The organism is Amycolatopsis thermalba (assembly GCF_023376025.1).
GTDB lineage: Bacteria > Actinomycetota > Actinomycetes > Mycobacteriales > Pseudonocardiaceae > Amycolatopsis_E > Amycolatopsis_E thermalba.
The window spans coordinates 116,563-134,368 of sequence record NZ_CP091196.1 but is presented as its reverse complement, the minus strand read 5'-3'; the positions used below and the strand labels follow the sequence as shown (position 1 = coordinate 134,368).

General features: G+C 71.8%; 15 protein-coding genes. 6 read left to right on the top strand and 9 right to left on the bottom strand.

All coding sequences use genetic code 11. The features are described from left to right. Positions 1 to 117: 117 nt before the first annotated feature. From L1857_RS00655 to L1857_RS00645, 3 genes are read right to left on the bottom strand one after another with little or no spacing between them, the layout of a single operon-like run. Entirely contained in the window at positions 118 to 2,823 is a 2,706-nt protein-coding gene (locus L1857_RS00655; protein ID WP_116111000.1) for a glycoside hydrolase family 78 protein, read from the bottom strand. Beyond that, a complete protein-coding gene (locus L1857_RS00650) occupies positions 2,820 to 6,371 on the bottom strand; it encodes a hypothetical protein (RefSeq protein ID WP_249464262.1) in 3,552 nt (1,183 codons plus the stop codon). Before L1857_RS00650 ends, L1857_RS00655 begins: the two co-directional genes overlap by 4 nt. After that, positions 6,368 to 7,657, bottom strand: coding sequence for an MFS transporter (locus L1857_RS00645; RefSeq protein WP_116111018.1), 1,290 nt, complete (start codon positions 7,655 to 7,657; stop codon positions 6,368 to 6,370). The genes L1857_RS00650 and L1857_RS00645 overlap by 4 nt, the downstream gene beginning before the upstream one ends. A gap of 152 nt (positions 7,658 to 7,809) precedes the next feature. Here L1857_RS00645 and L1857_RS00640 point away from each other — a divergent pair, with 152 nt between their 5' ends. After that, a complete protein-coding gene (locus tag L1857_RS00640) occupies positions 7,810 to 8,811 on the top strand; it encodes a LacI family DNA-binding transcriptional regulator (protein WP_116110998.1) in 1,002 nt (333 codons plus the stop codon). Positions 8,812 to 8,957: 146 nt separating this feature from the next. On the opposite strand, the gene L1857_RS00635 is transcribed toward L1857_RS00640, so the two are convergent. Next, the gene (locus L1857_RS00635) at positions 8,958 to 9,209 is read right to left on the bottom strand and encodes a hypothetical protein (RefSeq protein WP_094006410.1); all 252 of its coding nucleotides are present in this window, start codon (positions 9,207 to 9,209) and stop codon (positions 8,958 to 8,960) included. Positions 9,210 to 9,289: 80 nt separating this feature from the next. Next, the gene (locus L1857_RS00630; protein ID WP_116110997.1) at positions 9,290 to 9,823 is read right to left on the bottom strand and encodes a superoxide dismutase; all 534 of its coding nucleotides are present in this window, start codon (positions 9,821 to 9,823) and stop codon (positions 9,290 to 9,292) included. Between the two features lie 58 nt (positions 9,824 to 9,881). On the opposite strand from L1857_RS00630, the gene L1857_RS00625 reads away from it, so the two are divergent. Continuing rightward, on the top strand, positions 9,882 to 10,397 hold the full coding sequence (locus L1857_RS00625; RefSeq protein WP_094006408.1) for a DUF6328 family protein: 516 nt from the start codon (positions 9,882 to 9,884) through the stop codon (positions 10,395 to 10,397). Between the two features lie 3 nt (positions 10,398 to 10,400). Here L1857_RS00625 and L1857_RS00620 read toward each other — a convergent pair whose 3' ends face one another. Continuing rightward, a complete protein-coding gene (locus L1857_RS00620) occupies positions 10,401 to 10,682 on the bottom strand; it encodes a DUF3040 domain-containing protein (protein WP_233157339.1) in 282 nt (93 codons plus the stop codon). A 363-nt stretch (positions 10,683 to 11,045) separates the two neighbouring features. On the opposite strand from L1857_RS00620, the gene crcB (L1857_RS00615) reads away from it, so the two are divergent. The 4 genes from crcB (L1857_RS00615) to L1857_RS00600 all read left to right on the top strand — a co-directional run bounded on the left by crcB (L1857_RS00615) (position 11,046) and on the right by L1857_RS00600 (position 13,671). Next, positions 11,046 to 11,471 carry a fluoride efflux transporter CrcB gene (gene crcB, locus L1857_RS00615; RefSeq protein WP_346009484.1) on the top strand — a complete coding sequence of 142 codons (426 nt, stop codon included), beginning with the start codon at positions 11,046 to 11,048 and terminating at the stop codon, positions 11,469 to 11,471. Then, positions 11,468 to 11,836, top strand: a complete 369-nt coding sequence (crcB, locus tag L1857_RS00610) for a fluoride efflux transporter CrcB (protein WP_116110996.1) — start codon at positions 11,468 to 11,470, stop codon at positions 11,834 to 11,836. Before crcB (L1857_RS00615) ends, crcB (L1857_RS00610) begins: the two co-directional genes overlap by 4 nt. A 230-nt stretch (positions 11,837 to 12,066) precedes the next feature. Further along, positions 12,067 to 13,338, top strand: coding sequence for a YeeE/YedE family protein (locus L1857_RS00605; RefSeq protein ID WP_116110995.1), 1,272 nt, complete (start codon positions 12,067 to 12,069; stop codon positions 13,336 to 13,338). Between the two features lie 96 nt (positions 13,339 to 13,434). After that, a complete protein-coding gene (locus tag L1857_RS00600) occupies positions 13,435 to 13,671 on the top strand; it encodes a hypothetical protein (protein ID WP_116110994.1) in 237 nt (78 codons plus the stop codon). A gap of 291 nt (positions 13,672 to 13,962) precedes the next feature. Here the strand turns inward: L1857_RS00600 and L1857_RS00595 are convergent, their stop codons facing one another. The 3 genes from L1857_RS00595 to L1857_RS00585 all read right to left on the bottom strand — a co-directional run bounded on the left by L1857_RS00595 (position 13,963) and on the right by L1857_RS00585 (position 17,754). Continuing rightward, positions 13,963 to 14,169 (bottom strand): hypothetical protein, encoded by a 207-nt coding sequence (locus L1857_RS00595; protein WP_240323212.1) that lies wholly within the window; start codon positions 14,167 to 14,169, stop codon positions 13,963 to 13,965. Positions 14,170 to 14,197: 28 nt separating this feature from the next. Then, entirely contained in the window at positions 14,198 to 15,856 is a 1,659-nt protein-coding gene (locus L1857_RS00590) for a hypothetical protein (protein ID WP_249464260.1), read from the bottom strand. Positions 15,857 to 15,921: 65 nt separating this feature from the next. Beyond that, entirely contained in the window at positions 15,922 to 17,754 is a 1,833-nt protein-coding gene (locus L1857_RS00585) for a hypothetical protein (protein WP_205413272.1), read from the bottom strand. Between the last annotated feature and the right edge of the window lie 52 nt (positions 17,755 to 17,806).

Below are 17,806 nucleotides of genomic sequence, written 5' to 3'. Positions count from 1 at the left end.
GCGACTGGAGTGGTTGATGCCGGCTGACTCCGGTAGCGGTCCGGCCGTGCCGGAGTGGCCGTCGCCGGGGTGGGCGACGGCCGGCTCGCTTCAGCAGCCACCCCGGGCGACGCGGGCTCACTCCAGCAGCTTCTCCAGCGCCTGCCGCGCGACCGACCCATCGTCGAGGGTCTTCATCGCCAGGAAGTCCGCCAGTTCCGGCGCCGGGCGGTCCAGGTAGCGGCCCGCCCGGTGCGCGGCGTCCACCGCGTCCTCGGCGAGTCCGTGCTCGACCAGCAGCGACACCGCCTCCGCCCACTTCGGCGAGCCGATCAGCTCACGAATGGTCCGCACGTGTGGCTGCGACAGGCACGGGTCGTCGACCGTCCAGCTGTGCGTGCCGTGCCGGACCTCGGTCACCGGGCCGCCGGGCACGTGCACTTCGGCCCGCGTGCCGGGCGGAACCACGACGTCCAGGGTCAGCTGCCCGTCCGCCCGTCGCCAGGCCACCGAAGCCGCACCAAAGGGCGTCTCGTGGCGGGCCGAGGCGTGGGTGAGCGCCGCGTCGGGCACCGGGCGCACCACCATCGACCGGTACCCGGGCGCGGCCGGCGCCAGCCCGGCGACCGTGCGGTGCATCCAGTCGGCCACCGCACCCAGCGCGTAGTGGTTGAACGAGGTCATCTCACCCGGGTTGATCGACCCGTCCGGCAGCATGCTGTCCCAGCGCTCCCAGATCGTCGTCGCGCCCATCGTCACCGGGTACAGCCACGACGGGCACCCCCGCTCCAGCAGCAGCCGGTACGCCAGCTCCGGGTACCCGGCCGTGGTCAGCGCGTCCGTGATCAGCGGCGTGCCGACGAACCCGGTCGCGATGCGGAAGCCGTTGGTGCGCACGAGATCCGCCAGTCGTCGACCCGCGACCGCCCGCTGCTCCTCCGTCGGCAGCAGTGCCCACTCGATCGCCTGCGCGTACACGGTCGGCGCGTCGGAGAGCACGCGCCCCGACCCGGTGACGTACTCCCGGACGAACGCCGCGCGCGTCTCCTCGGACAGCGTCCGGTATTTCGAACCGTCCCGGCCCAGCACCTCAGCTGCCGCGGCCACGATCTCCGCCGAGCGCACGAGATACGCCGTCGCGACCACGTCGGAGTCGGCCTTCGCCGCGAACGGGTCGTCCGGCGGTGCGGTGGGGTCGAGCCAGTCGCCGAACTGGAACCCGCCCGCCCACACGCCGTCGGTGGTCAGCGACGCGATCTTGTCGACCCAGCCGCGCATGCTGTCGAACTGCCGCGCCAGCACCTCGGCGTCGCCGAACCGCTGGTAGAGCACCCACGGCACGATCACCGCCGCGTCACCCCAGGCCGTCGCGGTCGGGCTGTCGCCGGGCAGCACGTCCGGGATCACGAACGGCACCGCGCCGTCCGGACGCTGATCGGCGGCGAGGTCGGCCAGCCACGAGCGCAGGAACCCGGCGCAGTCGTAGAGGAAGCTCGCGGTCGGCGAGAAGACCTGGATGTCGCCGGTCCAGCCGAGCCGCTCGTCGCGCTGCGGGCAGTCGGTCGGCACGTCGAGGAAGTTGCCGCGCATGCCCCACACGACGTTCTCGTGGAACTTCTCCAGGTCCGGGTCCGAGCAGCTGAACCAGCCGGTGCGGCGCAGATCGCTGTGCACCACCACGGCTTCCAGGTCCGCGGCTCGCAGATCGTCCACTCCGGACACCTCCGCGTACCGGAAACCGTGGAACGTCAGGCTTGGCTCCAGCACGGTCTCGGCGCCGCCGGGCAGGACGTAGGTGTCGGTCGCCTTCGCTGACCGCAGCGGCCGCACGCCCAGCTCGCCGTCCTCCAGCACCTCCGCGTGCCGCACGGTGACCTCGCGGGCGTCCCGCACCCGCAGCCGCACCCAGCCGACGACGTTCTGCCCGAAGTCCACCAGCGTCTTCCCGGACGGCGAGGCCCACACCCGCACCGCGGGCACCACCTCGGTCACCCGCACCGGCGGGCCCTCGGGCGCGACGAGCCGGCCGAGGTCGGCGTCCACCACCTCGACCTCGTCCGCTTCGGACTCGGTCAGCGTCAGGTCGGTGTGCTGCCCGTCGTACAGGTCGTCGGAGGTGATCCGGCTCTCCGTCGCCGACCACCGCTCGTCGGTGCTGATGACCTCGGTGGTGCCGTCGGCGTAGGTCACCTCCAGCTGCGCCAGCAGCGCGAGCCGGTCGCCGTAGAGCGCGCGGCGGCCGGACCAGGTGAGCCGACCGCGGAACCACCCGTTGCCGAGCAGGAACTCCAGGTCGTTGGTCCCCTCGCGGAGCAGCGAGGTGACGTCGTGGGTCTGGTAGCGCAGCCGGTGCGCGTAGCTGGTCCAGCCGGGCGCCAGCACCTCGTCACCGACGCGGGAACCGTTGATCGACGCGGTGTAGACGCCGTGCGCCGTCGCGTACAGCCGGGCGGACACGATGCCCGGCCGCAGCTCCACGCGGCGGGTGAGGATCGGCGCGCGCTGCCCGATGCCGCCGATCGTGCGCGGGCTGATGAAGCGCGCCGACCAGTCCTCCGGCCGCAACAGCCCGGTCTCCACCGTCGCCGGCTCCGACCACTCGTCGCCGACGCGCACGCGCACGGTCGCCCTGGTCCGCGACGGCAGCGGTTCGAACGGCCACGGCACCAGCACCTGGTCGGCCGATTCGACCCGCACCGTCGTCGACCCGTTCAGCTCGACCTCGTACGCGGTCTGCGCCCAGTCCGGGTCGTCCGTGCGCACCTGCCAGGACAGGCGCGGTGTGCCGGTGCCGATGCCCAGCGGGACGTCGTGGTGCTCGAAGCGGACGGCGGTGACGGTCAACGATCGCTCTCCTTCTCGTGCTGTACCAGCCGCACCGGCCCGAACAGGCCCGTGCGGACCTGCCCGGCGGCCACGGCCATCGTGGGCGACGCGTCGTCGAGGTACCCGGCGAGCGTCCCGCGGACGACGATTTCCAGTTCGTTGACGCCATCCCGGACCGCGTCCGAGATCTCGGACCGCCAGGGTCCCCAGACCAGGCGGTCGACGAGCCGGCCGTTGACCACCACGTCGGCCGTGCCGCGCACCTCGCCGAGGTCGAGCACGACGCGGCCGGGCAGCGCCTCGAACGTGGTCCGGTACCGGACCAGGCCGCCGAGCGCACGCAGTCCGAGGTCCTCCCAGCTGTGCAGCTCGACCGGCGCTTCGGCGGTCTCGACCTCCAGTCCCGCGTCCAGCAGCGCGCCACCCCGGCGCCCGTCCACCGCGCGGAACCGCAGCTCGACGGGGGTGCCGGCGCGCAACGGCTTGGGGAAGCGGACTCGCTGGTCGACCGGCTTGTACTCGGCCTCGCCGATCCGGACGACCACGTCGAGATCGGTCGGGACGCGCAGCGCCACCGCACCGAGCGGGGCCGGGAAGGTCAGCGTCTCGGTGCGTTCCCCGCCCGGCGCGACGTCGGGGATCACCGGCACGACGACCTCGCCGGGCGCGGCGGCGGGTTCGAGCCAGTGCGCGCCGGGCAGCGGGTGCGGCCGCGCCCACCGGCACAGGAACCGCGGGTCGCGCCGGTGCAGGCGACGCACCTCGCCCCAGTCCGGTCCGCTGACCAGGCGCGGATCGCGCGAGTCCACGGCGACCGGGCCGGTCGTGATCAGGGTGAGCGTGTTCTCCCCGGGGCGGAGGTGTTCGCGCAGGTCATACGGGTGGATGCGGATCTCGCGGAACCCGGGGTAGGGGTTGAAATCGCCCTGCCTGCCCACCTCGGCGCCGTTGACGAGGACCCGGCAGGCCTCCTCGCTGGCGACCTGCACCGTTGCGTCACTGGGCATCTCGTCGAGGTGGAAGGTCCGGTGGATCTCCCCGCCCGCCAGCCATTCCGGCCTGCGGTAGGCGGCAGGATCGGTGACCACCGCGAACGACGCCCGCAGTGGGCCGTCCTGGTCCGCGGTGAACTCGATCTCCACCCGCACCGTCCGGCTGGCCGGAAGCGGGCTGAACGACTTGTACCCCGGCCGGTCGACCGGCACCTCCGCACCGTCCACGAACACCCGCCGCGCCGCGCTCGCCCCGACGGCGAGGAACAGACCGTCGCGCTCGGGCAGGGGCAGATACGTTCGTATTCCGACCGTCTCCCCGGTGCGCACGTGCCGCCAGTCGAGGAACTCCTCGGGCACGTAACCCTTGGGGCCCAGCGCTTCCGCGTGCCCGGGGTCGTCGCGGATGCCGCGGGACAGCGACCACGTGACGGGCCGCCACCCATCGGCGTCCCGGGCTTCCGCGAACACGCCGTACCCGGCCAGCTCGTCACCCAGCCGCCAGACCTCGATCGGCAGCACGCCGGTGCGGGACGGCGCGGCCAGGTCGCCGTGCCGGTTGTCCAGAGTGGACTCCGCCAGCCCGCGCCAGTCGTCCAGGAGCACCGACCGCACCACCGGCCCCGGCGGCGTGTGCGTGGCCGCGGGCAGGTCGTCGCCGAAGACGAGCAGCGTCATCGGCCCGTCGGTGAAGGCGACCTCGACCGAACCGTGCACGACTGGGACGTTCGTGCGCTCCCCGGTGCGCGGGTTCCACTGCTGGGCCCGTCCGGTCACCCCGCTGACCCGCGCCACCCGGTCCGAGGGCGACACGAACTCGTACCCGTTCGCGCGCAGCTGCCGCCAGTACTCGTCCCAAGGAAAACCCGTGTCCGTCCAGCCTTCGCGGTCGAGGTCGACGATCGGCGCCCGGGTGCCGCTGCGCTCGTCGTGCGCGGTCAGCAGCAGGACGTGCCGGTCGCCGTGCCGCCGGACCAGGAACGGCACGTCGGACCGGATCCGGGATTTCGGAAGCACCGCCGGAACGTCCTCGGGCTCGGCGACCGTGATCGCGCCCGCCACTGCGCCGCCGCCCACGCAGACGACGGTCCCGCCGGCCGCGGCGAACTCCGCGAGGCGAGCGGCCGCGGCGGGGAGCAGCAGTTCGACCTCGGGCAGCACCACCGCGCGGTAGGTCTCCGCCCCGATCCGCAGCCCGTCGGCGGTGACCTCCCCGGAGGCGATCGTGGCCTCGTCGAACGTGTCGTGGTCGATCCCGGCGCGCTCCAGCACCCCGCGTTCCTCGGCGAACCAGGTGCCCACCCCGTTGAGGGCGTGGAACGTGGCCGCCGCGCGCTCCGCGGGCGGCAGCGGGCCGTCCAGCGTCAGGTAGGCCTGAGCGGTGCTGGTCGGCGACAGCAGCACCACGTCGCAGCAGTGCGTGCCCGCCGTCAGCACCGAGCACAACCGGCTCACCGCGCCGGAGAACTGCGAGTACGCGGGCCAGTACGGCTGCCGCCAGCAGGTCGACGGCGGCGCCCACTCCCACCAGCCACCCGCCGTCGAGTAGTACACCGCGTGCGGGTCGTAGAGCGTGGCGCCGCGGCGCAGGAACGGCGCGAGCCAGTCGTAGGTCTCCTCGAGCGTGCCGCCCCAGCCCGACGAGTGGAACGCCTCGATCCAGGTGCGCGGGTGCCCGTGCGCGTGGGCGAGCGAGCTGTGCACCTTCGCGTCGCCCCAGTGGTCGCTGCCCGGCGCGCCGAACCCGGAGTGCGTGCCCAGGTAGTCGCCGTAGATCCGGACACCGCCCACCGGATCGCCTTCGCGGGCCGGGCTCGCCTGGTCGAACCCGCAGATCAGGCCGCGGTGGCTGAGCCACTGAGCCAGTGGACCGAATAACGCGCGCCGCGCCAGCCGGGCACGGTGTTCCTGGTAGTCCCGGCGGATCCCGGCCGACTCCGCGTCGTCGCCCGCGTACAGCGCGGACAGCCGCGGCACCAGGTCGTAGCCGTACTCGGCCGCGAAGGTCTCCGCGAAGTCGTGCCCCCAGGTCGGCAGCGGTGGCAGCTCGTCCTGGAAGAAGCCCGGGATCACCGTGCCGAACCAGCGGCCGACGTGCCGCTCCAGCTCGCCGTGCACCTGGTCGAGCAGCGCCGCGCAGGCGTCCGGGTTGAAGTAGTCGAAGCCGCTGACGCGGTGGCTGATCGTGCCGTCCGGGTCCCGGTGCAGGGCGAGCCCGGCGAACTCCGGGTGGGCCGCGGTGAGGCGGCCCTGGAAGTTCGCCCCGGAGAACCCGATCTGGTCGTACATCCACAGCTGGAACCCCAGCTCGGCGGCGTCGGCGCAGGCGCCGTCCAGCAGCTCGATCCACTTCGGACTGAGGAACGGCGGATCGTCGGCCAGCGAACCGAACATCGGGCCGGTCGGCGCCAGGCACATCACCACCGCCTGCCGGACGCCCTGCGACACCAGCTGTTCCATCTGCCACCGGATCCGGTCCCCGGTGACCCGGCCGCCGCTCCACCACCAGATCGGCAGCGGCGAGAACTCGGGGCCGGGATCGGTGAACCGGGTCAGCAGCTCGTCGGAGCTCATGCGGTGGTGCGCTCCGCCTCGATCTGCTCCAGCGACTTGCCCGAGGTGTTCGGCATGAAGAAGAACCCGACGCCGCCGCTGATCACCAGGAACAGCGTGAGCAGACCGCCGGCGAGGGTGAACCCGCCGCTGGCCAGCGTCGGCAGGAAGAAGCTCCACACACCCAGCAACGTCCGGGCGACGCCGAAGGTGAAGCCCTGCGCGGTGCCGCGCAGCATCGTCGGGAACAGCTCCTGGCTCCACACCTTGTAGAACGCCTCACCGGCGAGCGAGCAGCCGACGCCGAACAGCACGATGTTGGCGATGATCACCGGGACGTTGAACGGCAGCACCACGTAGAGCCCGTAGGCGACGATCTGCATAATCGCGCCGATGCCCCACATCCACTTGCGCGTGTGGTGGCTGCGGTCGGCGAAGCGCATGAAGACCAGCGTGGTGACCAGGATGCCGATCACGAACCCGGCGCAGGACAGCGCGACGCTGGCCGCCTGGCTGCCCGCGTTGAGGGTCTTGATGACGTACGGCGTGAAGATCCCCGACGTGCCCGCCGCGATGTTCCAGAACACGTAGACGAGCCCGGTGAACAGCAGCGCCTTGAGGTGGGCGCCCCGGAAAAGCGCTTTCAGCTGGTACTTGACGTCCTTCGTGGAGGCGGCCGAGGTCCAGCGCGCGGATTCGGACAGGCCCCGGCGCATGGCCCAGGTGACCAGCGCGATCACGAACAGGTGCAGGAACACGATCCGCGTGCCCAGCAGGTCCAGCGGCGTGAGCGCGAGCGACAGCAACAGCACGATCACCGGGCCGAGGTTCCACGCGACCTGGGTGAAACCGAGGAGCTTGCCGCGTGCCTTCGACGGGGAGAACTCGCCGACCAGCGCCAGCGACGTCGGCACGTCCGCACCGACCGCGACCCCGACGACGAACGTGCCGATGAACAGCATCGGCGTGTTGACCGCGAGCGCGATGCACAGGATGCCGGCCGCGTAGACCAGCAGGTCGTACTTGTAGATCCGCTTCCGGCCCAGCTTGTCGCCCAGCCGGCCGCCGATGAACGCGCCGATCGCACAGCCGATGGCGTTCGGGCCGATCGCGGCGAGCGCGCCCACCGCGCCCTCGGACAGGCCGAGGTAGCTCTGGAAGAGGGCCAGACCGGCACCGAGGGCGACGATCGACCCGGCATCCAGGTAGGAGGCCATGCCCGCGAGCACGGACCACCGCCACTGCTGGCGGCTGATCGTGCCGCCGTCTTCCACGGCGCTCGCGCCGACCGCTTCGCGTGAGGTCATGTGGTTCTCCTCGTCTTCCTTGACGCGGGTCACATTTTGAAACGTATTAAGCGGGCAGGTTAGCGTGTGGGTGGGGGAATAACAAGCTTCCGTTCGGCCCATTGAACGTTTCATGCGTGCTAGGCTCGTAGCCTGGCAGATCGAGGGGACGCATGGTTGGCATCAAGGATGTGGCCCGGCGCGCCGGGGTCTCCATCGGCACGGTGTCCAATGTGGTCAACCGGCCGCACATCGTTTCCCCGGCCACCCGCTCACGCGTGCTGTCCGTCATCGAGGAGCTGGGCTACGTCCGCGACGAGTCCGCGCGGCAGCTGCGGGCCGGCCGCAGCCGCATCATGGCGCTGCTCGTGCTGGACCTGGCGAACCCGTTCTTCGTCGACGTCGCGCGCGGAGCCGAACAGGCCGCGCACGACGCGGGGCTGAGCGTCATCACGTGCAACAGCGGGCAGCGCGTCGACCGCGAGGAGTCGTACCTGTCGCTGCTGGCCGAGCAGCGGGTGCGGGGGTTGTTGCTGAGCCCGGTCGACACGTCCGGCGCGGCGCTGGAGACGTTCCGCCGCAGTGGGATCCCGTACGTGTTCGTGGACCGGAAGGTGCCCGCGGACGAGGCGAGTTCGGTGTCCGTGGACGATCTCGCGGGCGGTGAGCTGGCCGGGCGGCACCTGCTGGAGACCGGGCACCGGCACATCGCGTTCGTCAACGGGCCGCGGATACTCACGCAGTGCCGCGACCGGGAACAGGGGCTGCGGACCGCGCTGGAGGGGTCCGGGGCCGAGCTGTCGGTGATCGAGACGGCCGAGCTGGACGTGGTGTCCGGGCGGGACGCGGGCGCGCGGCTGCTGGGCGTGAGCCCCCGGCCGACGGCGGTGTTCTGCGCCAACGACCTGCTCGCGCTGGGCGTGCTGCAGGCGATGGTCGGCGCGGGCGTGCGGGTGCCGGACGAGATGGCGATCGTGGGCTACGACGACATCGAGTTCGCCGGGGCGGCGGCGGTGCCGCTGACGTCGGTGCGCCAGCCCGCGCGGCGGCTGGGCCAGACGGCGGCGGAGTTGCTGATCGCGGAGACGGCGGACCCGGGGAACCGGCCGGCGCACCGGTCGGTGGTGTTCAAGCCGGAGCTGGTGGTGCGGGCGTCGACGCAGTCGCGCCGGTGAGGGCTTCCGGGCGGCGGCTCGGGTGGCGCCCGGCAGTTTCGAGCTGATTCCCCCGTGGGCGGGCAGGCGCGCCTCGCGGGCTCCGGTGCCAGCGCGGGTCAGCGTTCCGCGCCGGAGCGGTGGCACCGGGTGCCGCCCGCGGCCCGTCAGTGTTTGGCCACGTAGCGGCGCCAGAGCCGGCGTGGCTCCGGCTCGCGCGGTGCGGGCACCAGCAGGTGCGTCAGGCACTCTTCGCAGGTCTTGCCGGGTGGTGCGGTCATCGCGGCGGGGAGGAATCGTGCGCCGCACACCGATTCCAGCTCCAGGCCCGCCGCCATCGCCGTGTCGGGAACCGCGTGCTCGGCCGTGCCGTCCGCGCTGGTCACCCAGACCGGATGGTCGTCCGGGGTCGCTTCCATCGCTTCTCCCCTCCGCCGCTGCTCCGTCCGGACCTACCCGCGGGCCGCCGGCTCAAGCCGGATTCACCTGGCCGTGGCGGTCACCTCGGCCCGAACTCGAGGTTCAGGCAGGCCAGCCGCCCGCCCGCCGTCCCGGCGTGACCCGGGCCCGTGTGCGTGTGCGTCTCGTGGATGACCACCGACGCCGGCAACCGGTCGCCGTAAGTCCAATCCACGTGCGAAACCGCGAACCCGCTGCCGTTCGCGGTTGTGGTGAAGTCGAGCCAGATCTCGTTGCGCGGGTTGGCGTACGCCGGGTCGGTCGAGGGCTGCACCGGGTCCGGCACGTGCTGGTAGTGCGGCCCGGAATCGCTCGGCGACGGCCCGCACGGCTTGGTGTGCACGTGGGCCCCGTACTCGCGGGCGGGCAGCAGACCGCGCACGGAAAGCGCCGTCAGGGTGCCCGCCGCCGACGCCGTGAACGCCCGCGCCGTCGCCCCCTCTGGCACGAGGGCCGTGTCGTAGCGCACGACGGAGGTGCCGACGCCCACCTGCGCGGCGCGTGCGGCGGCGGCTTCGGCGGGTGACAGGACCGGCAGTGCGGCCGCGGCGAGGACCAAGGGGACGATTCGCATGATGTTCCATTTATCGGTCATTCTGTGACCGCGCAAATCCTCCCATAGGCTGATCTCCGTGAGCGGCCCTGACGAAGAGACACCGAACCAGCGCCTCGCGCGGAACGTGAACGAGCTTCTCGGCGAGCTGCGAGTGGCGCAGGCCGGGGTGCAGATCCTGTTCGGCTTCCTGCTGACGGTCGTGTTCACCGGCGAGTTTCGCGCGGCCAGCGGGTTCGAGAAGGCCGTGCACCTGGTCGCGGTGCTGCTCGCGGTCGTCTCCACGGCGCTGCTGTCCTCGCCCGCGGCGTGGCACCGGATCCTGTTCCGCGCCGGCCGCCGCGACGACATCCTGCGCGCGGGCAACCGCGCCGTCCTGGCCGGCCTGGTCTGCCTGGCGGCCGCGATCACGGCGACGGTGTCGCTGATCGCGAAGGTGGTCTACGGCCCGATCGCGATGGCGATCGTCGGCGGGCTGGTCGGTATCACGTTCGCGGTGCTGTGGTTCGTGGTCCCGAACTTCCTGTCGAACCACGCGCAGCAGGACACCCGCCCGTCACCGGTGCCGCCGAGGGACTCCGCCGCGGCGGAGTAGCGGTCACAACCGGTGCAGCCAGGCGCGCCAGATCAGCGCCGTCGGCAGCACGGAGGTGAACACGGTTCCGATCACGAACAGGACCAGCGTCTGCGACTGGGCCGCGGCCACCAGCAGGAACAGGCCGATCACCAGGGAGCCGAGGATGCACAGGACGGACAGCAGGATGCCGGACACGCGCATCGGCCGGAGTTCGGCCAGTCGCTGCGCCAGGCGCGGGTTCTCGGCGGCCAGTTGCCGCTCGATCTCCGAGAGCCGTCGCTGTTCTTCACCGTGGAGTGCCATCGCCCGCACCGCCTCTACCGACCAGTATCGCTCGCCGACGGCTCCTTGTCACGGGTGTGATCTGCGTTGTTCTTCTGCCGCTGCCCGATGCGCGCTCACCCTGAGTAGGTAATATTACCTCCCGTTAACCCGATCGCGGGAACCAAAGGGCGAGGGGAGAGCGTCCGATCCTGCGAGAACGAACCGTGTGGGAGTGCACGCGCGGGCGAGGGAGAAGGTGCTGTGATGAGCAAGACCGACGAGCGCGTCATCGGTGACACGCCGATCTTCGAGGCGCTGCGCGAGGAGTTCGACTTCGACCGCCTGCTCGAGGACCTGGTCGAGGAGCCGAAGCAGGCCGAGTGAGACGTTACGGTGGTGGCTGTGAGCGGTGATCCCGGCACGGCCACCACCACGCGCCGATCGCAGGCCCCGGTCGTGGCGGCCGTCGCGGTCGGCGGTGGAATCGGTGCGCTGGCCAGGTACGAGCTGACCGCCGCCTGGCCCGCGGCGCCGGGTCACTTCCCGTGGGCGACGTTCGTCATCAACGTCACCGGCTGTTTCCTGATCGGTGTCCTGATGGTGCTGGTCACCGAGGTCCGCCCGGCGCACCGCCTGGTCCGGCCCTTCCTCGGGGTCGGGGTGCTGGGCGGGTTCACCACGTTCTCGACCTACGCCGTCGAGATCCACGGGCTGCTCGCGCCCGGTTCGGCAGGTGTGGCGTTCGCCTACCTCGGCGGGACACTCCTGGCGGCGATGCTCGCCGTGCTCGCCGGTGTCGCCCTGACCCGACGGCTGGCCCGCCGATGACGGCCGTGCTCGTCGTCGCCGGCGCGATGGTCGGCGCGCCCCTGCGTTACCTCACCGACCGCGCGGTGCGATCGCGGTACGACGGGCCGTTCCCGTGGGGCACCTTGCTGGTCAACGTCGCCGGGTGCCTGATCCTCGGCGGCCTGACCGGCGCCGGATCCGCGCTGCCCGCCCCGATGCTCGCGCTGCTCGGCACCGGGTTCTGCGGCGCGTTGACCACGTACAGCACGTTCAGCTTCGAGACGCTGCGGCTGGTCGAGCAGAAGGCGTACTTCTCCGCGGTGGTGAACATCGTGGTCAGCGTGGCCGCCGGACTCGGTGGCGCGTATGCCGGATTTGCCCTCGTGCAGGCGTTTGTGGCATGACGTCCAGCAGGGAACTGCTCGTTGAACACGGTTCCCGGCACTGCCTGGTTGACCGGGCGGATTCGTGATCACTGCCGGTTGCGGACCCCGCCCTCGAGCGGGGTCGAGGTGGCAGATGTGACCGAGTAGGCCCGATGGCGTACCGCACTCTGGGATGACCTGGGCGAACGGTTCACGGAGTCTTAACGTGGTCCGTGGTTCGTCCCCATGGCCCCGTTTTGGAGTGCTCTGTGTCCGCTGTCACCGACCGGCAGCCTGCCGGCAACTTCCTGCTGCGCTCGCCCACCTCGTGCGCCGCGCCGATACCGGAGCCCGAGGAGCCGGTCCGCAAGGTCCCGCTCGCCGTCTCGGCCGCCGGGTCGGTCGCGTTGAGCTGGTACGTCTGGGCCACCTACGGCGGCAAGTTCGGCGCCCTGCTGGTCATCGGGCTGTTCCTCGGCCTCGCGCTGTACCACTCGCGCTTCGGGTTCACCTCGGCCTGGCGGCAGCTCATCGCGGTCGGCAACGGCGAGGGTCTGCGCGCCCACGCGCTGCTGCTCGGCACGGCCGCGACGTTGATCGCCTTGCTCATCGGCACCGGCACCGGCCTGTTCGGCACCACGCCGAAGGCCACGGCCGGCCCGATCGGGCTCGCGTTGTTCGTCGGGGCCGCGCTGTTCGCGATCGGCATGCAACTCGGCGGCGCGTGCGCGTCCGGCACGTTGTTCGCGGTCGGGTCGGGGCAGTCGTCGATCGTGCTCACGCTCGGCGGGTTCATCGCCGGGTCCGTCTTCTACACCTGGGCGTTCCCGATCTTCGACGGCTGGCCGCAGGTGACCGGCGTGCTGCTCGCCGACCACGTCGGCTGGTTCGGCTCGTGGGCCATCACCATCGCCGTGCTCGGGCTGGTCGTCGTCGCGACCCGGGTCGTGCAGGCGCGCCGCAACCCGCCGCCGGTGGGTGTGCCGCCGACCGCGAAGGGCGTCGCGCGCGTCTTCCGCGGCTCGTGGCCGCTGCTGGTGGGCGCGGTCGTGCTGGCCGTGCTCGCCGCCGCGGTCGTGCTCGTCTCCGGCGGCACCTGGGGCGTCACGTTCGCCTTCGCCCTGTGGGGCGCGAAGTTCCTGCAGCTGATCGGCCTGCACCCGGAAACCTGGGAGTTCTGGCAGACCACCAGCAACGCCAAGTCGCTGGCGAGTCCGATCTGGACGGACAAGACCAGCCTCACCGACATCGGCATCATCCTGGGCGCGGCGGTCGCGGCCGCGGCGGCGGGCACGTGGAAGATCCACTCGGAGATCCCGTGGCGCACGGCGATCGCGTCCGTCCTGGGTGGAATCCTGATGGGCATCGGCGCCCGTCTGGCCGGCGGCTGCAACATCGGCGCCTACCTGGCCGGTATCTCCACCGGCAGCCTGCACGGCTGGTTGTGGGGCGTCTTCGCGCTGGGTGGCACGTGGATCGGCCTGAAGCTGCGGCCGCTGTTCGGGCTCGCCAACCCGAAGCCGGCGGACTCCATCTGCTGAGTTCCCAAGCCCTGGAATGGCAGGACAACCACCCGGTTGTCCTGCCATTCTTCGTTGCGGGGAAAGGAAAATCCCCGACAACAGAAAGGTGGGAACATGAAGAAGACCGTGATCCGGGGCCTCGTCGCGAGCGCCCTCGCCGGGGCGGCCGTGATCGGCGCCGCGGCCCCCGCGCTGGCCGCGCCCGCGCCGGGTGACGTGGCGGTCGTGGACGAGCCGGACACGTCCAACCTCGACAACGCCTACACCTTCGCGCCGCTGGGCGTGCCGGTGATCGGGCTGATCCGCTCCATCAACGCGGCGCCGGGCAAGCTCCTGCCGAGCTTCGGCTGAGGTTGAACACGGAAGAGCCCCGCGCCACCCACCTGGCGCGGGGCTCTTCCTGTTCGGGCCGCTGGTAACGGTGGTCGGGTGGCCGGGGAGGGTTGCAGGTGCCGGCGCTGCCAGGTGCCTGGCGGGGGCTCGTGCACCGTCGGCCGGTGAGTTGCGGAGGGGCTGGGCCGCTGGCTCGGCGCCGCGATCTGCCTGGTGCGGGGCCCAGGAACCGTCGTCGCGCCTCGGGTGGGCCGGGCTGGAACACGGAAGAGCCCCGCGCCACCCACCTGGCGCGGGGCTCTTCCTCGGTCAGCCCGCCAGTTCGGTCAGCAGGCCGTAGACCGGGGCCAGCGCCGTCGTCGGCAGGCCGATCGTCGGGTCGAGCAGTGGGCCGGCGTCCACGCCCGGCACGACCCAGATCGGCACCTCGTCGGCGCTCGCGACGCCGCCGCCCAGCCCCAGTGCCGCGGCCGCGATCACACCGCCGGCCAGCACCCTCACCACACTCCTGCGCACTTGCACTCTCCTTTCTGCTCCGCCCGTCTCAACCGAGCGGAAAACTGATCGGCACGACCGTCCCCTGTGGAACGAAGAACCCGGGTCCCTCGCCGGGGGAGTCCATGCCCGGCGCGTGCGGCTGTCCCGGCGCCATCGGCATGGCGTTGACCTGCGCCGACGCGAACAGCTGCACCCGCGGCGCCTCCGGCTGCTCCGGGCCGAGCCACTGCCGGAACCCGGTCGCGGTCGCCGCCTCGCCGGGGAAGGCGTTGTCCAGCGCGACGGCATAGCTCACTGCGGCCTGCTCGCGCGGGTCGAACCGCAGCGGCACCGTTGAGCTGGTCACCGTGTTGACCAGCGGCCCGGTCAGCAGCCACGGAGCGACGTACAGCCCGTACGGGTACGCCGGCCGTTCCCGCTGCGCCGCGGCCGCCCCGTCCAGCGCCGCGGCCGCCTGTGCCCAGCCCGCGACCACCACCAGCGCGACGCCGTCCGGGCGCACGGCGATTCCGTCAGCCGCGGCGGCGTCCCGGACCACCCGGCCGGCCGCGGCGCCACGCGGCGACGAATCGTCCACGACGGTGATCGACTGGGTCTTCCGGTCGGCCAGGAAACCGACCAGCTTGCGCAGCGCGTCGGCGTCCGCTTCGGACAGTGCGTCCGCCGGGCAGTTCGTCAGCACGTCCTTCCGCCCCGCGACCAGGCCGCCGAGCGCGGTGGTCGCGCACTCGGGCCCATCCGGCCCCGACGCCGTTCCCAGAGCGGTCAGCGAACCCGTGTCCACCTCGACCGTCCGGTCACCCACCACCAGCTCGCTGCGTCCCGCGGGCAGCTCGACCTCGGCCCAGAAACCCGAGGCACCAGGCCGCGCGACCGCCGGGACGGCCGGCCCGTCCCCGACCCGGACCGAGCCCGCGGTGGGCAGGTGCACCAGGTTCACCCCCGGCCGCTGCGGGCTGACCAGCACCGGCGTGCCACCCGCGTCGGCGAGCAGCGGCACGCCCGGCACCGGCAGGTCGGCCGGTTCCGGCAGGGCCACGAACGCGCTCCACGCCACGAACGCGGCCGCGACACCGACGACCGCCACCCGCCGCCACAGCACGGCCGCCACGATCGGCAACACGAACGCGGCCAGCAGCGCGATTCCGAACCCCGTGTCGTAAAGCCGCCGGTCGAACGCCACACCGGACAGGACCAGCTGCACCGCGCCCGCCAGCGCCAGCACACCGCCGAGCGTCCACGACAGCGGCCCGAGCCGCGGCGTCTCCGCCCGCGCCAGCGCCAGCGACGCCAGTCCGAACCAGACGGCCGTCGCCGCGACGTACACCGTGTCGATCGCGAACTCCACCCCGGACCGGCCGAGCGCGGTCTCCAGGATCAGCAGCACCAGCAGCGCGGTGGCCACCCAGCGGCCCACCGGCGGCCGCCGCGCGGTCAGCACCGGCACGGCCAGCACCAGCAGCGCGTGCACGACGGCCCCGACGACGTTGACCGCGAAGGCCACCGCCGACACCACGGCCAGCACCGCCGAGAGCCCGCCGAGGACGACGGTGACCTGCCACAACCGGCGGGGCAGCGTCACCTGCGGCCGCAGCAGCCCGACCCCCGCGACGAACGCCGTGGCCGGCAACAACACCAGCCGCACGATCAGCGCGGCCAGATCCAGCCCGGCCGAGCCGGTGACCGGATGGGACCCGTGGTCCATGACGTACCTCTTCCGCGCGCCGTCCGTGCGGGGCCGGGTCCGGCCCGGCCCCGCACGGAGAGCGCTTACTTCACGTCCGCGTCAGCGACGACGAACAGTTCCGAGTGGGGCTTGGCGTTGCCGAAATCGCCGTGCGGCCACGACTTCCGGTTGAAGTTGATGCCCACCTGGCCGGTGAACTCGTCGCGGAAGTCCTGGTCCACCGAGGCCTTGCCGTCCGGCGTCAGGTTCACGATGTTGACCTTGTGGTCACCGTCCAAACCGGACCGCGCCACGAAGTAGTTCGACACCGCGAGCCGGTCCGGCGAGGTGATCTCGTGGTAGAAACCGTCCTCGCCCAGCTCGAAGTTGTCGTAGGCGCCCCAGTGCGGGCCGGCTCCCGGGGTGCCCGGGTTGATCGGCGCCGCACCGGCGAGCGTGGGCAGCACCCCGTTGTCCGCGCCGCTGCGCGCCTGCTCCTTCGTCTGGATGCCCGGACCGGCCCAGTCGGGACCCTGCGCGAGCAGGTTCTCGATGTTCAGGATGTAGACGCCGCCGGTGGTGCCGGGGTCGTCCGGCCCGAGCGTGCCCTTCTGCCGCCCCTGGATGGCGCGGTAGAGGAACCGGTCGTCCGGGCTGGTCTGGATCCAGCCGCCGTTGGAGCTGGCGCCGATGCTGTCGTTGTTGCCCAGCGCCCGGTTCGCCGCGCCGTCGTCCCACACCTGGTACCAGTGGGGCTCGGCCTTGGTGATGTCCGGCGTGTAGAACACCGCGCCGCCCTGCATGGTCTGGGCGAACGCGCCCTTGTGACCGGGCAGGTTCGTCACCGTGGTCTCCATGACCGCCCGGCTCTCGGCGTAGAGCGGGTCGTAGTCGCCGGCGCGGGGGCCGTCCGGCAGGTACGACACGGCCTTGAGCTTCGGGTTGTTGCGGTCGGAGATGTCCCAGGTCCGGACGGTCGGCCGGCGCAGGTACGGCGACGGCTGCTTGACCGGGTCGAGGATGATGTTCCGCGGCTCCGCGTAGTCGCTGGTGACCAGCGTGTTCAGGTCCTCACGGGCCTGGATGCCGTGGGGGTTGGCGCAGGTCGGCTGGCCCAGCGTCGGCAGGTTCTCGCACAGCTTCGCGTTGTCGCCCTGCGGGGTGGCCGCCGAGGTCTGCGACAGCACCTGCGCGTTCTCGTCGAAGCGCACGACCTCACCGGGGCTGCCGGCGAACCCGTTGCTGATCACGGTCTGGCCGTTGGCGTAGGTGTACGGGCCGGGCGCGACCGGGCCACCCATGTACGTGCCGTAGGCCGTGCCGTCCTTGAGCACCCAGTAGGCGTCCGGCACGGACCCGCCGAGCGTCTGGGTCGGCAGGCTGACGCCCTTGAGCTTGAGCTGCGGCAACGCGCTCACGTCGAACGCGTACGTCGCCGCGGCGAACAGCGCGCCGGCGTAGATCGTGTCGCCCTTGTGCCACACGTACTGCATGTGGTGCGGCTCGTTCTCGACCAGCGGGCCGACGGTGGCGGTGTTGACGACCTTGCCGTACGTCGGCGAGCCCTTGGTGGCGTCGATGACGGCGAGGAAGTCCGGGCCGGGCAGGGCGTTCTTCGCCTTGTTCAGTCCGCCGCTGATGGTGCCGGGCAGGTTCTTGACGTCCTTGACGACCGTGTCGGCGATGTTCTCGTCACCGGCCCAGACGAGCAGCCATTCCTTGCGCTGCCCATTGTTTTCACTGCGAATTTTATTGCCGTCGACGAGGTGGTTCTCCACCCAGTACTGTTTTCCGTCCGCCCCGGTTTTCGAGTCGGTGACCACCTGCACGTCGGCGTAGGCGCTGCTCGTGCCGGTGTAGGTCACGGCGCCGGCGGCCAGTGCGACGGCCACCGTGCCGATCGATATCTTTCGCCATGACGGCGATTTCAGGCGCATGCCTTCTCCATGTTCCGTTCCCTGAATCTGTGCCCCGGAAATGGGCGGAACG